Raw genomic sequence first — 15,852 nt, forward strand, 5'->3', positions numbered from 1 at the left:
TTGTGAGCCATAATTTGAGGAAAAAATCCATATTTTTTCTAACTAAATACCAAGCAATTAAAATTGAAATGCCAATATAAGCAGGTGCAGACCAATGAGCTTGTGCAGAAGCAAAAAGGCTTAAAAGCAACCCTGCAATTAGAGTTGGAACTGACACCCAGAATAATAGAAATCTTGCTTCTCTTTCTTCTGCAATGAGCAAAATATCGGTTTTTACTTTTTGATATAAAGCATTAAAAATAAAGAAAGCCAGCAAACCAAAAACTGCAATTTGTGAGAAAACAAATTCTAAAAAACCTTTGAAATTTAGCGAGGAAAATTTCTCAAAAAAACTCTCACTTGCTTTTGTATTTAGAAGATTTTCTTGCGTATGAAGAAAACTTACAAAGTCATTATTATAATTCCACAAAAAATTTGGTAGAAAAATCAACCCTGCAAAAATTAGCGAAAACCAAAAATTTACTGAGAAAAAATGTGAAAATCTTGCGAATAAAACATAGATAAATAATCCACCAACCAAAATAATTGTTGTATATTTACTAAGGAATCCAAGACCTAGCCAAATTGCGAATAATAACCAACTGAAGAAACGGCTTTCATCTTTATATTCCATCGCAATTATGAGGTGATAAATTGCCCCAGCCCAGCATAACATAAGCGGTGCATCTGCAGAAATAAAATTGCTTGATAACAAAACGGCGGGCATCAAGAGATAAATTAAACCAGAGTAATTTGCGATTTTTTCATCATATAATTTATATGCAATTTGATAAATATAAATCGCTGTGAGCAAGTGAAGAAAAGGGCTTGCGAGCCTAACATAAAATTCTTTATCGCCCAAAAAATTTGTTGTTGAGTGGATTATCCAAGCGATAGCCGGTGGTTTTGAATAGTAGCCCGCCTCAAGAAATTTAGACCAAAACCAATATTGTGCCTCATCAACCCATAACGGAAATTTGCTGAAATATAAAAATGCAATTTTTACTATGGTCAGTGCAAATGCAATTAAGATAAAGTTTTTAAGGTTATGTTTGTAATCATAAAACATCTTGCTACAACATCTCCCCCTGAGATTCAATATACGAAGCACAACATTTGCGAGCCATTTCACGAACTCTTGCAATATAAGAAGCACGCTGGCTAACACTTATAACGCCCCTAGCATCAAGCAAATTAAAATTATGCGAGGCTTTGATGCATTGATCATAGGCTGGCAGAACAAGGCGTTGCTCAAGTAAAGCAAAACATTCTTCCTCACATTCATTAAAATTTTTCAGGATTTTATTAGTGTTTGCAGATTCCAAATTATAAGCTGAAAACTCCCTTTCATTTTGCAAGAAAACTTCGCCGTAAGAAACTTTATTTTTACCTTTTCCGCCGTTATAATCTAAATCATAAACATTTTCTTTATTCTGAATATACATCGCAAGCCTTTCCAAGCCGTAAGTAATTTCACCTGCAACAGGCTGGCAATCAAAGCCACCAACTTGCTGAAAATAAGTAAATTGCGTAACTTCCATACCATCGCACCATACTTCCCAACCAAGCCCCCAAGCACCAAGAGTTGGGCTTTCCCAGTCATCTTCTACGAATCTTATATCGTGATCTTTCACATTAATTCCAAGCTCTGCAAGGCTTTCGAGATATAATTCTTGGATATTATCTGGTGATGGTTTTAGAATAACTTGAAATTGGTAATAATGTTGCAAGCGATTTGGATTCTCACCATATCTGCCATCTTTAGGGCGACGAGAGGGCTGAACATAAGCGGCCTTCCAAGGTTTTGTAGTTAATGCACGCAAAGTTGTTGCTGGGTGAAAAGTACCTGCACCCATTTCGACATCATAAGGTTGTAGAACAACACAACCTTGTTTTGCCCAGAAATTCTGAAGTTTGAGGATAATTTCTTGAAATGCTAACATATAAATTCGTTTAATTTTTAGACACCTTACATTAAGTAGAATAATCTATCAACAAATCTTCCCAATAATATTATCAGCGATTGTGTTTGATAATTCGTCCCAAGCGATATATTCAGGGTATCTTTTATTTTTGCACATTAAAATTCTTTGCGGAATGAATCTGCGATAAAAGGCAATAATTGCTTTGTTAGTTGCCTCATCTAAAGCCCCTGCTTTTCCAACATTATAGCCGACTTGTTTTAATTTTTTTTGGATGTTAATTATATTTTGCTTTGTTATTTCAGAAGTTGGATTTTCAGAAATATTTATGATATTTTTATATTCTGCCTTGCCTACTTCAAAATCATACCACAAGCCAACCCCTTCATCTGCCAGTAATTTCCAAGGAAATAACTCACCTGGGTCTTCCTTACGAACGGGTGCAATATCACTATGACCTAAAATATTTTGCGGTTTGATATTATAATTTTGAACCAAGCTTTTGCAGAGTTCTATTAAGGAATCAATTTGTTCATCTTCAAAAGGTTTGTAACCCCATTCATGCCCTAGATTTGAAATTTCAATACCGATTGAATAATTATTCAAATTTTCCCTGCCAGCCCAATGGCTTTTACCTGCGTGCCAAGCCTTAAATTCATCATCAACTAGCTGAATAATTTCACCATTTTCTGCGATTAAATAGTGGCAGCTCACCTCAGTATTAATATCGCACATTCTTTGCAATGCCTCTTTAGTAGATTTCATACCAGTATAATGCAGGATAATAGTATCTATTTCAGCTGTTTCAGGACGATTAGAAAAATTAGGCGATGGAATTTTTGTAATTTTCATTTAGTAATTTTGTTCTTTCATTTGCAAGCGTGATAATAGTTGATTTTATTCTTTTGCTAAGATTATCACTATGCAGAAAATTATCAGGGTGCAATTTTGCGATTTGACCGATGTAAAATTTTCTCACTTCGTGCTTTGGAGTTTTAGAATTATGCTCAAGATTTTTGAGAAAATAAAATTCCAAGGCTTTTTCTAGGAAGTTCAAATTTAGCCCTAACATTGGGGAAATTTTTTCCATAAAAGAAATTTCAAGCGTGTTAAGAACTTCATCAGAACCCGCTAATTTGAACAATCTTGCGAATAGTCTTGCGGTAATATTTTTATCATCGGAGCTGAATTTTCTAAATCTTTTACAAGCGTGATAGATTGAAATTCCATTATTTTGCAAGCTGTTTAGAAGCTCAATACCATTGCCACCAAAATATGGAAATAACGCCAGAAAAGCCCGCTTTTCAGCTAGGTTTATATCTTCATCAACGCTGCATAATTTGCCACTTATTGCAAGTGCGTAATGGTTTAACGCAAGGGAGTTCGCCTCAATCGCAGAGTTAATATGATGTTGAGGAATATAAAATTCTGAAATATTTTTATTAAGCGAAGGGAGCATAAATTCATTATGCTGTAAAAAATTTTAATTCTCAAATTTTTTTAATAAAAAATAGAATTTTTTTATTTTTCATTCCATATTTGTTTTATTTTTTCCTCTCTGCCACTGCCTTTTTTGTAAAGATTATATCTGATAGAATTTTTTTCATAATATTTTTGGTGATAATCTTCTGCTGCATAAAATGCTTGAAAAGCCTTGATTGTAACCGCAATTTCCCCTTTCAGAATTTTTGATTTTCTAAGTTTTTCAAAATATTCCTCGGTAATTTTTTTCTGAGTTTCATTATGATAAAAAACTGAAGTTACATATTGTGAACCCTTATCATAAAACTGCCCGAGTGGATCAATAGGGTCAATATTCCTCATAAATTTATCAAGCAGAAATTCATAAGAAATTTTGTTTGGATCAAAAGTGATTTGTATAACTTCCTGATGGCCTGAATTTCCCGTTGAAATTTCATCATAAGTGGGGTTTTTACTTTTTCCACCACTATAGCCCACTTCGGTTTTTATAACGCCTTCTAATTCATCAAAGATTGGCTGCATACACCAAAAACAGCCACCCGCAAAGGTCGCTTGCTCTTGCTTAGAAGTTTCATTTGCATTAGATGCACCGCTAAATAATAAGCCCATAAGAATAAATATTATGTTAAAAAAAATTTTCATTGAATTTAGTGTTGATTACTGAAGATGGCTCTGCTGATGAGATAACAATATTTTTATTTTGAATAAGATTAAGTGCTTCTTGCGGAGGTCTTATTGATACACCAACCTCTTTTGCTATTTTATTAATCTGCTCAACTAACCAACTATTGCTTACATATTCTCCGTCCATATTTTTAGGTGTATCTTCAATACCTATTCTTATTCCTTGAATTTTACCTTGTTTTGCTAATCCAAGTAAAAACCTTGCAATATCTGGATTAAATTGGTCATGATTATGCCTAAACCCAACTTGAATCGATCTAGGGGATAATTCATTATTTGCTCTTTCTAAAGCATTACTTATAAATTCTTCAGTGCAAGGCATATTATCTCTTGCACCAAAAAGCATTTGAATTACTGGAGCGTTAATGCTTCCTATTAAATTTTCTGAGTTAAATTCATTTCTATTAATTCTATATCTCATTTTAGCCAAAAAATCTTTAGCAACTTCAAATAAATTATAATTTGGTATTTCTATTTCAAAACCGATATTTTTTTGCTCCATTATTTTTAGGCAATTATCAATAAATTCATTAAATCTTTCAGCCACCACAGATCTATTAGAATTTATAACCTGTAAAGAAGCTGCTAAAGTATCAATTAAAGGTATTCTATTCGGTTTAAGATTATCATAATTACATAGCAAAATTGCAGCTCTTGCCATATCTCCACTTGCCTCTTTATCTTCTTTAGGAATATTATTATCTGTTGTTGTAATACTTAAATAATAATCATTAATTTCTATGTTTTCTTGAAGTGCCTGTAACAATAATTTATAATGCTCTGGGTTACCAGTTGGGAAGCCATCTTCAGGATTTCTAGCATGCAAGTGAACTTGACTAATTAGACCTTCATTAAGTAGCTGATTTATTTCTTTTGCTAAATCTTCAGGCTTATATATTAGGTGTGGATGCTCAAAATCTCCCTTGCCAGAATTTTTAGGGAAATACCTACTTCCAGTTGGTGCAAATATTATGCTAACTTCACTATTCATAATTAATTACTATTCATCAGGAATAAATTCTAAAGCTAAGCCATTTGTGCAATATCTTTTGCCAGTTGGAGCAGGGCCATCATCAAAAATATGACCAAAATGAGCTTTGCACTTTGAACAATGGAATTCAGTTCTAGTCATACCATATTTTTTATCAATTTTATAGCCAACACTTCCCTCAACCGCATCATAAAAACTTGGCCAACCAGTGCCACTTTCAAATTTTGTAGTTGAATCAAAAATAACTTGCCCACAAGATGCACAAGTAAAATTGCCTTTCCGCTTTTCATTAAGTAATGCACTTGAAAACGGCCTTTCAGTTGCCTCACAGAACATAACTTCGTGCTGTTCTTTAGAGATTTTTTTAACCAACCTTTTGTAATTTTCTTCCACCATTCTTGCCTTGTCTTTAGAAAAAGTTGAATTACTAACCAAAATAGTTAGGAATAATAAAAATAATGCAAGTAAAAGTTTTTTCATATTTTTTTATAAGTTTCTATTTTAATTCGATTTTATAAAAGATTTAGTTACAAATATATTATGCTAAAGAAAAGAATTATCCCCTGCCTTGATGTTAAAGATGGCAGAGTTGTCAAAGGCGTTAACTTCATCAACCTTATTGATGCTGGCGATCCAGTAACGCAAGCTAAAATCTATGAAGATCAAGGTGCTGATGAATTATGTTTTTTAGATATTACTGCATCTGGAGAAAATAGGGAAAATATTTATCACATTGTTGAGAAAGTAGCGGAAAACTGCTTTATGCCCCTCACCGTTGGCGGTGGAGTTAAAAATGTTGAACATATCAGAAAACTTCTAAATAGTGGTGCGGATAAGGTTTCAATTAATACAACAGCGGTTACGAATCCTGAAATTGTGAATGAGGCATCCCTAAAATTCGGCAAGCAATGCATTGTTGTTGCGATTGATGCTAAGTTTAACCAAGCAAATAACCGCTATGAAATTTATACTCACGGAGGAAAGAAAGAAACCGGTTTAGAAGCTGTATCTTGGGCAAAGAAAATGGCGGAGCTTGGGGCAGGTGAAATTTTGCTTACTTCAATGGATAGGGACGGCACAAAGCAAGGCTTTAATTGTGAACTAACCGCTTTAATTAGTGAGAATGTTAATATTCCAGTTATTGCATCTGGTGGGGTTGGGGCGTTACATCATTTTGTTGAAGGCGTTACAAAAGGCAAGGCTGATGCGGTTTTGGCGGCAAGTGTTTTCCATTTCGGACAATTCACTATTAGCCAAGTTAAAGATTATATGAAAAAAAACGGGGTTGAGATTAGGTTTTAGTAGTTGAAATTAGGAATTAGAATTTTCCCAACTCCCAACTCCCAACTCCCAACTCCAAAAAAATATGCAAATATTATTAGAAATATTTATTGATTCATTAAGAGCAAATTTTATCCTTACATTTGGTAAGGAAATTGCTTTGCCTTTACTATTTTATTTTGAAAACTCAGAGGATAAAAACCTTGCAATTATTACTGCATTTTTTGGCTCTACTATTGGGTTATTTTCATCTTATGCGATATGTTATTTATTAGCAAAAATCCTCGCAAAATTTTTTGATAATTATAATTACAGAAATTTACAGCATTACTGCAATAAGTTTTTGTATCTTTTTGGAGTGATATTACCTTTTCCAGAAATAAATATTATATTTCCGTTTTTTTGTGGCTTTTTGAAAACTAAATGGTTGAAAACATTAATAATAATGTGTATTTACCGAATTGCTTATTATGTATATTTCTTATACAATTTTGAAAATGTGATAGAAAACATATAAAAAATACTTTTATGGGGTTTGAGTATAGAAGAATGAGACTCGCGGATTTCCTTGATAATTACTTCAAAGATTTGAAGGAAAAAGCCAATTCTGAAATAGCAGCTGAAGAACAAATTGTGTTTTCTGCTATTGAAAAAGTTGCAGGTGATTGCTTTTTACTTAAAGCTGAAGAGCCTTATAGATTCTCTTATCTTGGTGAAAATTTGCTTAAAGTTGTTAGAGACGAAAAATTTGATACACCTTTTACTGGTATGATTTTACCAAGTAACCATAAAATGGCTCGTAAATTTTCTGATGTAATTGAGAAGAAAAAAGAGCTAACCGACGAGGGTGAATTTGAAAGCAGTATTTATTCTGTCGTGAAATATCGTCAAAAACTTTTTCCGCTAACTGCTCGTAAGGGTGATAATGAAGTTAAATATATCTTTGGCGGTATGCGTTGGAAAGAGGAAGAATTTTAAGAACATAGCTCTCTCCTTGTTTCATTCCCGCGGAAGCGGGAATCCAAAAAATAACAATGGATACCCGCTTTCGCGGGTATGAACCTATTGTGGTTGGGGCAAGTTGGTTCAATAAAATTATCATAAAATAATAAATTTTCATAAAGTGCCTAATAATTTCACATCAAATAAATCGTCAAAACTTGCTGGAAATATTATCGTTCCGGGGGATAAATCTATTTCGCATCGTGCTTTGATATTCGCATCACAAGCAATCGGCAGAACTAAAATTTCAGGTCTGCTAGAAAGTGAAGATGTGCTTAATACAAAAGCCTGCCTTCAAAAACTAGGTGTTAAAATTGAGAAAGAAAATAACCAATATATCGTTGATGGCGTTGGGGTTGGCGGGCTTAGTGAGCCAACTGATTTTCTAGATTGTGGAAATTCTGGCACTGGTTGCAGGCTTCTGATGGGTTTGGTTGCACCATATAATTTCCGCACTTTCTTTACGGGCGATGAGAGTTTGAGAGGCAGGCCGATGCGTCGTGTTACAGCACCACTGCAATTAATGGGGGCAAATTTTGAAGCTCGCGAGGAAAATTTTTTACCTCTCATGGTTAAAGGTGGGGAGCAAATGCTGCCAATTGAATATGAGCTTCCAGTTGCATCAGCACAAGTTAAATCTGCAATTCTGCTCTGTGCATTAAACACGCCTGGCATTACTACAATTATTGAAAAAGAGAAAACTAGGGATCACACTGAAATGATGATTAAACATTTCGGTGGTGAAATTTCTATTACCCAAGAAAATGGCTTGAATATTATTAAATATTTAGGGCAACAAAATTTTGTTCCAAAAGATGTTATTGTGCCGGCTGATCCTTCCTCTGCAGCCTTCCCTTTGGTTGCTGCGATAATTACTGAAGGCTCAGAAGTTACGATTAAAAATGTACTAATAAACCCAACCAGAATTGGCTTATATATTACTCTGCAAGAGATGGGGGCAAATCTGGAGTTCACTAATAAAAGAATAGAAGCCGGTGAAGAAGTTGCAGATATTATTGCCAGATATTCCCCTAATTTGCAAGCAGTTGAAGTGCCAGCAGAACGAGCCCCTTCAATGATTGATGAATATCCAATCCTTTCTATAGTTGCGGCCAAAGCCAAAGGCAAAACGATTATGAAAGGCTTAACTGAGCTTAAAGTTAAAGAAAGTAATCGTTTAGAGGCAATTAGAAAAGGCTTGGAATTATGCGGTGTTGAGGCGGTTATTAGTGCTGATGATACTTTAAGTTTAGAGGGTGGCGAGATAAAAGGCGGTGCGTTAATTCCAACTCATGGTGATCACCGAATTGCGATGAGCTTCCTTGTTGCAGGCTTGATTTCAAGTGAACCTATTTCAGTTGATAAACCAGAAATGATTTCAACTTCCTTCCCTAAATTCAAAGAATTGATGATTTCCCTTGGCGCAAAAATTCTTGCAAAAATTGATTAATAAAATTTATAGATTTTTTAATTGCCCTATTTAGCCTTTATAAATAACATTAAATAAACTAATTTAATTATTATAAACAGCCAAATTTGTTAGTTTATAGGTTAGTAACTTATCGGTTACGCAATATAAAGGAGGTAATCCAATGTCTACTTCGTGTATATTTAACTGCAAATTATCAAAGATGGATAGGGTTACTGCTTTTGGTTTTTAAGCATACTCAATTTATTAAGGTAGTTTTGCAGTTACTTTGTTGCTGAAAAAGGCTACCGAGGGGCAGTAAGGGTTTGAGCGGTGACACCGCAATTTCTCTTACTGCTTTTAATCAAATAAATTTAGTTTCATATAATTATTTATAAATTTGCTTTAATCAAAGCTAGATTCGGTTCTATAGTGAGAATTTCTAACCTTAAATTCCTTGCAAAAGGTTGAAAATTATGTAATTTCATTGCTTCAATAATATAATTTTTCCAAGATGACAGCGTTTGAAAATCCTCAAAATGGTGCGGAACTTTTATTAAATACCCTCGTTGAAATGGGTGTAGATGTTATTTTTGGCTATCCGGGCGGTGCGGTTTTGCCAATCTATGATGCGATTTTTAAGCAAGATAAAATTTGCCATATTTTAGTTCGCCACGAACAAGGTGCAGCTCACGCGGCAGAGGGTTATGCGAGATCAACTGGTAAGGTTGGTTGTTTGCTTGTAACATCGGGGCCGGGTGCTACAAACACGGTTACAGGGCTTACTGATGCGATGTTAGATTCTATCCCAATTGTGTGTTTAACAGGGCAGGTTGCAACGCATCTTATCGGCTCTGATGCCTTCCAAGAAGCTGACACGGTGGGCATTACAATGCCTTGCACCAAGCATAATTATCTAGTTAAAGACGCAGAAAAGCTTGAAAATATTATCAGGGAAGCATTTTATGTTGCAAAATCTGGCAGGCCGGGGCCAGTTGTGATTGACCTTCCTAAAGATATTCAGTTAGCACCAGCGGTGCCTTCTGCAAATAAAACTCTAAAAGCTCATAAATCATATAATCCGCCGAAAGAAGCGAACAGCGAGGCGATTAAAAAAGCAGTTGATTTAATGCTTTCAGCCAAAAAGCCAGTTTTTTATACTGGTGGTGGTTTAGTAAATTCTGGTGTTGAGGCTTGTGAAGCCTTAGTTGAGTTAGTTAAATTGACTGGTTTTCCAATCACTTCAACATTGCTTGGGCTTGGGGCGTTCCCAACTTCTGATGCGCAATTCCTTAAAATGCTTGGAATGCACGGCTCTTTAGAGGCTAATATGTCAATGGCAAATTGTGATGTAATGATAAATATTGGTGCAAGGTTTGATGATAGAATAACCGGCAAAAAGGATAAATTCTCAGTTGGCTCAAAGAAAATCCATGTTGATATTGACGCTTCTTCTATCAACAAAAATATTAAAGTTGATATTTCATTAGTGGGTGATGCGAAGTTAGTTATTCGCCAACTTATTAATGAGTGGAAGTCTCGTAATGCTCGCCCTGATGAGCTATCTCTAAAGAAATGGTGGGCGGAAATTAACGGCTGGAGGGCTCAAAAATCCTTTGGTTATAGGGATTCCGACAAATTCCCTCGCCCGCAATATGTTCTTGATACCCTAAATAAAATTCTGAAAGAATATGATGATTATTTCATCACTACAGATGTTGGGCAGCACCAAATGTGGGCAGCACAATATCTTGATTTTAACAAGCCAAATCGCTGGATGACATCAGGTGGTCTTGGCACAATGGGCTATGGATTGCCGGCGGCAATTGGCGTTCAACTCGCTCACCCAGATAAAAAAGTGGTTTGCGTAACTGGTGAGGCTTCAATTCTAATGAATATGCAGGAATGGTGCACCGCAGTGCAGTATCGTTTGCCTGTTAAAACGCTAATCCTCAATAATGGATATATGGGAATGGTGCGCCAATGGCAGGAATTATTCCACGGCGACAGAAAAAGTGAGAGTTATATGGACGCTCTACCAGATTTCGTTAAACTAGCAGAAGCCTTTGGCTTTAAGGGTATTAGATGCGATAAGCCAAACGATGTTGAATCATCGCTCCGCAAAATGCTTGAGCATAACGGCCCTGTAATTATGGATATGATAACAGATAAAGCTGAGAATGTTTATCCAATGATTCCAGCTGGTGCTGCCCATTATGAGTTGAAACTCAACCCAGATAGCCCTGACATTCAAGTAGATAAAGCCGAAGCCGCAAAACAAGTGTAGTAGTTTTTTTGAAAATTAAACTAGAAGCTGGAAACTAGATAATTTGTCATTTTCAACGAAGTTAGAAATCTGGAGAATCTAAATTATACTCATGGGGTGAAATAAAAAATGAATCAATATAAATTTATTTTTTACCAAGTGAGCAAATCTGAATTAAAATAGGCTCTTTCTAAATATAATTATATCCCTTTTTCATACATCAAGAGAGCCAAAAAATCTTACTAAAAATTAATAAAAAAGATGACATAGTGCATAGAATGCTTATATTAACTCTATTGTGAAAAATAGAAAATTTTTATGCCTAAAACTATGACAAAAATTGCCGATAATATTACCGAAAACCAAGATGGTTTTGATGAAATCTCCACTGAAAATTTTGCAGAAAATTCCTCAGAAAATGCATATGATTCTAGCTCAATTAAAGTTCTAAAAGGGCTTGATGCAGTTCGTAAACGCCCTGGTATGTATATTGGTGATACTGATGATGGTTCTGGCCTTCACCACATGGTTTATGAGGTTCTTGATAACGCAATTGATGAATCGCTCGCTGGTCATTGCGATAGGGTTGAAGTTACAATCAATGAAGATGGTAGTTGCACCGTTTCAGATAATGGGCGTGGTATTCCAGTTGATATTCACAAAGAAGAAGGCGTTTCCGCAGCAGAAGTTATAATGACACAACTTCACGCTGGTGGTAAGTTTGATCAAAATTCTTACAAGGTTTCTGGCGGTTTGCATGGCGTTGGTGTTTCGGTAGTGAATGCACTTTCAACCACTCTAAAACTAAAAATTTGGCGTGATGGCAAAGAGCATTATATGGAGTTTTCCCATGGTAATGCAGTTGCACCTCTAAAAATTGTCGGTGATGCAAATGGCAAAAAAGGCACTGAGGTTACCTTTATGCCATCTCCTGAAACCTTCACTAAAACTGATTTTGATTATGATACGCTCTTGCAAAGAATCCGCGAATTAGCTTTCTTAAATTCGGGTGTTCGTATTTTCTTAAATGATAAAAGGGTTTCTGCACTTGATGAGCAAGGCAATTTCAAAACAACTGAGCTTTTTTATGAAGGTGGAATAAAATCTTTCGTTGAATATCTTGATAGATCAAAAAAATCTCTACATGATCCTATAGTTATTCGTGGCGAAAAAGATGGCATAACAGTTGAAGTTGCACTTGAATGGAATGATTCTTATCATGAAAATATTTTGTGTTTTACCAACAATATTCGTCAGCGTGATGGTGGAACTCACTTAGTTGGCTTCCGTTCAGCCTTGACAAGACAAATTAATAACTACTCTGAAACTTCTGGTTTAGCTAAAAAGGCAAAAATTACCCTAACTGGTGATGATGCAAGAGAAGGCTTAACTTGCATAGTTTCAGTTAAAGTGCCTGATCCAAAATTCTCAAGCCAAACTAAAGATAAGCTAGTTTCTTCTGAAGTTCGCCCAGTTGTTGAAAATGTAGCAGGTGAAAAATTGGCGGAATGGTTTGAGGAAAACCCTAATGAAGCAAAATTAATTATCGGCAAAGCGATAGAAGCCGCTGTTGCCAGAGAGGCGGCACGCAAAGCGCGTGATTTAACTCGTAGAAAATCAGCGTTAGATATTTCAAATTTACCGGGTAAATTAGCGGATTGTCAAGAGAAAGACCCAGCTTTATCTGAGCTATTTATAGTTGAGGGTGATTCAGCAGGCGGTTCAGCAAAGCAGGGCAGAACTAGAACCACTCAAGCTATCTTGCCGCTTAAAGGTAAAATTTTGAATGTTGAACGGGCTAGGTTTGATAGAATGCTCTCTTCGCAGGAAGTTGGAACGCTTATAACCGCACTCGGAACTGGTATCGGGGAGGAATTTAACCTTGAAAAACTCCGCTATCATAAAATTATAATAATGACAGATGCTGATGTTGATGGCTCTCACATTAGAACACTTTTGCTTACTTTTTTCTATCGTCAAATGCCTCACATCATTGATTCTGGCTATCTTTATATTGCACAACCACCACTTTATAAAATCAAAAGAGGCACAAGTGAAGTTTACCTCAAAAATGATGATGCGTTAGATGAATATTTACTTCGTAACATCGCAGAAACAGCCATTTTAGAGACTTCCGAAGGGGAGAGATTTTCAAGTAATGATTTACTAAACCTTCTGCAAAAATCGCAGGAATTCGCTGCACAAGTTAATTCGCTAAAACGCCTTGCTGATGAATCTGTGATTGAGGCTTCTGCCCTTAGTGGTGCGATTGATGAGGAAAATTCCAAGCATGCCTGTGAGAAAATCGCTGTTTTCTTGAATCGCAATTTGGCGGAAAATTACCGCTGGAGTATTGCTGAAGATGCTGAGGAAGATGTTCTTGCATTCTTCAGAATTCGCAAAGGCGTGAAGGAGAAAATCTCAATTTCTCGTAAGATTTTTGCCTCATCAGAAGCAAGAAAACTCAAGCAAATTTCAGCAGAAATTAGAAGTTATTTTGCCGCAAGTGCAACTATAAAATATAAAGATGAAGTTAAGGCCGTTAATAGCCCAGCAAGCCTTTATAATACCGCAATAGAGCTTGGCAAAAAAGGTTGCACCATCAGCCGTTTCAAAGGTTTGGGTGAAATGAACGCTGAACAACTATGGCAAACGACTCTTGACCCGCAAGCACGCACATTACTTCAAGTTAAAATTGAAGATGCGGAAGCTGCGAATGAAACTTTCTCAACCCTAATGGGTGATGTGGTTGAACCAAGGCGTGATTTCATTCAATCCAACGCACTTAATGTGAGTAATTTAGATTTTTAGGGTGAGGGAAGATGAATAATGAAGAAATATTACTTCAATATCCTCTAATAAAAAAGCTTATAGATTCAAATATTCTTCTCTTAGAAGATGGATTGATATCGCTTAATAAAAATCGTTTTCTAACCACTAAGCTAGATAAAAATGTTCCGCTTTTTAAGTTTAAGGAAAATATTCTTTATAGCTTAATCCACAATGAAGAAAAGCTATATTATCCTGAAAATTCTTCACAGAGAGACGCTCTAAATGTTAGGGATAATGGTTGTTATATTGGCTTAGCAAATTCTTATAAAGAAATGATTAAAAGATATGGTGGTCATACTTATGGTTTTTTTAGCTATGATGGTAAAAATTATGAGCAAGCACATTTTACAAAACTAAACCCTTCTATATTTAGTAATTCTAGTTTAGCAAATTTGTTGCCTAAAAGAGTAAAAGAGAAAAAACTTCCAGAATTTTTACAAAAATCAGTATTAAATTATTTTGAAACTTTGCTGGTAAAAACAAGAGGATTAGTTGCTGAATATATTCTAGATGGCGATGATTTTGAAGGAAGAAATTATGGATTTACAAATGCGGTTATTTTTAGGGCAACGCACGAGAGTACTGAACATTACGAAATTGATGTGTTTCTTGACGCTTTAAGGCAAGCCTTACCACCAAAAGATAGATTGAAATATCAGGCATTTAGTGCAGGCGATAATTGCTTTAATTGTTCAAGATATCAACTTAACGCTTTCAAAAAAATTGGAATAAATTTTCAAGAAATTTTCAATATAAAAAAATATACTTTCTCGCCAGGGAATTTAGGAAAAAGAATGGAGAAAAAAATTGATTCTTTACCATTAACTTATGAAGTTGAACTTCCAAATAAGTCAGTAATAAAAATTTATTCCTCAGATAAATTTATTATCTTAAAAGGTAATGAGCAAACCAAAGAATTGGTTATGCTACCAGATGGAACTAATTTTAATATTTCCGCTGATTTTATCGCAAAAAAAATTCCTATTAACAAACTTTTAGGTTCTAAAGGCTATCTTGGCAGAATTAGCATTAGCGAACAAGATATGATTGAACATCAAAATTACATTAAAAATGACAAGCAACTAAAATCAGGTAAAACCCCATATATTCTTGATATATTAGATATAAAAACTGATGGTTACCAAAAGAAGAATGGTCAATCAAGCAGAAGGTAAAAAATCACATTCCTGAAAACCTATCCCCTAAGGCTTTATATTTTTCCTCATTGAGGATTTCGGAGGATTTTGAAAGTATTTCTGAAACTTTTGAGTAATTTTCATTAATAAGCAGGCGGGCGAGGTTCTTAATTTCTTTTTTGAGTAAAAATTCAGGGGTTGATTCTATATCAGAAATTTTGGTGATTTTCACAAATTTTGAAAGAACTTCCTTACTTTTACTCGCAACATTATCCTCACTATTATTGCCAGAATTTGAGAGGTTAGAGAGCTTTTCATTTAATTTCGTCAAAATCTCAGATTGATATTTAAGAGCCTGTTTTGCAAGATTTTTCTTGTGTGCAAATTTCTTTTTAAGAGAATTTATTTTTTTCTCATAAGTGGTTTTTATTGAATTATTCTCAAATTGAAGCTCACTATAATTTTCTTTATAAACTTGCAGAACGGTTTTATCTTCATGGCTTTCCTCAAGCGAAATTTTTAAGGTTTTTACAAAATTCTCATTTTGAATTGCAAGCTGATTTGCAAGCGTTTCTTCACTAATTTGCCCATTTTTAATGCAAAATTGTAGATAAATTACCCAGCATAACAACCCCAAAACCAAGAGTTTATATAGGTTTTCAAGGTCAAATAAGCTGTTAGAGGCAGTTTTATTGTTTGAAATTTCAGAATTCATATAATTTACTTACGTGTATGTAGTATTTTTATTAAAATTATGTTAAAATCAAAGGATTAAATTAGTTTTATTACTATAGAATAGAAAAATGCATTTAATGTAATACAATTTCACCAAGTTAAGTTTGAGGAAAATGGCGGTTGGACAAGCAAAG

At 34.8% G+C, this 15,852-nt stretch carries 15 protein-coding genes; 7 read left to right on the forward strand and 8 right to left on the reverse strand.

Going from position 1 to position 15,852, the window contains the following annotated elements:
• The 7 genes from SFT90_02720 to msrB all read right to left on the reverse strand — a co-directional run.
• Window positions 1-1,048 (reverse strand): glycosyltransferase family 39 protein (locus SFT90_02720; protein ID MDX1949398.1); only part of this gene is annotated, 1,048 nt, incomplete at its 3' end.
• 4 nt (window positions 1,049-1,052) lie between these two features.
• Entirely contained in the window at window positions 1,053-1,928 is an 876-nt protein-coding gene (locus SFT90_02725) for a glycine--tRNA ligase subunit alpha (GenBank protein ID MDX1949399.1), read from the reverse strand.
• A 42-nt stretch (window positions 1,929-1,970) separates the two neighbouring features.
• Window positions 1,971-2,753, reverse strand: a complete 783-nt coding sequence (locus tag SFT90_02730; GenBank protein MDX1949400.1) for an N-acetylmuramoyl-L-alanine amidase — start codon at window positions 2,751-2,753, stop codon at window positions 1,971-1,973.
• The gene (locus SFT90_02735; GenBank protein MDX1949401.1) at window positions 2,725-3,360 is read right to left on the reverse strand and encodes a TerB family tellurite resistance protein; all 636 of its coding nucleotides are present in this window, start codon (window positions 3,358-3,360) and stop codon (window positions 2,725-2,727) included. The genes SFT90_02730 and SFT90_02735 overlap by 29 nt, the downstream gene beginning before the upstream one ends.
• A 62-nt stretch (window positions 3,361-3,422) precedes the next feature.
• Window positions 3,423-3,992 carry a peptide-methionine (S)-S-oxide reductase MsrA gene (msrA, locus tag SFT90_02740; protein ID MDX1949402.1) on the reverse strand — a complete coding sequence of 190 codons (570 nt, stop codon included), beginning with the start codon at window positions 3,990-3,992 and terminating at the stop codon, window positions 3,423-3,425.
• 16 nt (window positions 3,993-4,008) lie between these two features.
• Window positions 4,009-5,058, reverse strand: a complete 1,050-nt coding sequence (locus tag SFT90_02745) for a 3-keto-5-aminohexanoate cleavage protein (protein ID MDX1949403.1) — start codon at window positions 5,056-5,058, stop codon at window positions 4,009-4,011.
• Window positions 5,059-5,067: 9 nt separating this feature from the next.
• Window positions 5,068-5,538: a peptide-methionine (R)-S-oxide reductase MsrB gene (gene msrB / locus SFT90_02750; GenBank protein MDX1949404.1), complete on the reverse strand. Its 471-nt coding sequence runs from the start codon at window positions 5,536-5,538 to the stop codon at window positions 5,068-5,070.
• Window positions 5,539-5,598: 60 nt separating this feature from the next.
• Here msrB and hisF point away from each other — a divergent pair, with 60 nt between their 5' ends.
• The 7 genes from hisF to SFT90_02785 all read left to right on the forward strand — a co-directional run bounded on the left by hisF (window position 5,599) and on the right by SFT90_02785 (window position 15,022).
• The gene (hisF, locus tag SFT90_02755) at window positions 5,599-6,360 is read left to right on the forward strand and encodes an imidazole glycerol phosphate synthase subunit HisF (GenBank protein MDX1949405.1); all 762 of its coding nucleotides are present in this window, start codon (window positions 5,599-5,601) and stop codon (window positions 6,358-6,360) included.
• Between the two features lie 64 nt (window positions 6,361-6,424).
• Window positions 6,425-6,856: a hypothetical protein gene (locus SFT90_02760; GenBank protein ID MDX1949406.1), complete on the forward strand. Its 432-nt coding sequence runs from the start codon at window positions 6,425-6,427 to the stop codon at window positions 6,854-6,856.
• An 11-nt stretch (window positions 6,857-6,867) separates the two neighbouring features.
• The gene (locus SFT90_02765) at window positions 6,868-7,317 is read left to right on the forward strand and encodes a hypothetical protein (GenBank protein MDX1949407.1); all 450 of its coding nucleotides are present in this window, start codon (window positions 6,868-6,870) and stop codon (window positions 7,315-7,317) included.
• Window positions 7,318-7,462: 145 nt separating this feature from the next.
• Window positions 7,463-8,791: a 3-phosphoshikimate 1-carboxyvinyltransferase gene (gene aroA / locus SFT90_02770; GenBank protein ID MDX1949408.1), complete on the forward strand. Its 1,329-nt coding sequence runs from the start codon at window positions 7,463-7,465 to the stop codon at window positions 8,789-8,791.
• 472 nt (window positions 8,792-9,263) lie between these two features.
• Window positions 9,264-11,036: a biosynthetic-type acetolactate synthase large subunit gene (gene ilvB / locus SFT90_02775; GenBank protein ID MDX1949409.1), complete on the forward strand. Its 1,773-nt coding sequence runs from the start codon at window positions 9,264-9,266 to the stop codon at window positions 11,034-11,036.
• 297 nt (window positions 11,037-11,333) lie between these two features.
• Window positions 11,334-13,826, forward strand: coding sequence for a DNA topoisomerase (ATP-hydrolyzing) subunit B (gene gyrB, locus SFT90_02780; GenBank protein MDX1949410.1), 2,493 nt, complete (start codon window positions 11,334-11,336; stop codon window positions 13,824-13,826).
• A gap of 11 nt (window positions 13,827-13,837) precedes the next feature.
• Window positions 13,838-15,022 (forward strand): hypothetical protein, encoded by a 1,185-nt coding sequence (locus SFT90_02785; GenBank protein MDX1949411.1) that lies wholly within the window; start codon window positions 13,838-13,840, stop codon window positions 15,020-15,022.
• 4 nt (window positions 15,023-15,026) lie between these two features.
• Here SFT90_02785 and SFT90_02790 read toward each other — a convergent pair whose 3' ends face one another.
• Entirely contained in the window at window positions 15,027-15,698 is a 672-nt protein-coding gene (locus SFT90_02790) for a hypothetical protein (GenBank protein MDX1949412.1), read from the reverse strand.
• Window positions 15,699-15,852: the final 154 nt, after the last annotated feature.

This window comes from Rickettsiales bacterium, assembly GCA_033762595.1.
Lineage (GTDB): Bacteria > Pseudomonadota > Alphaproteobacteria > Rickettsiales > UBA8987 > JANPLD01.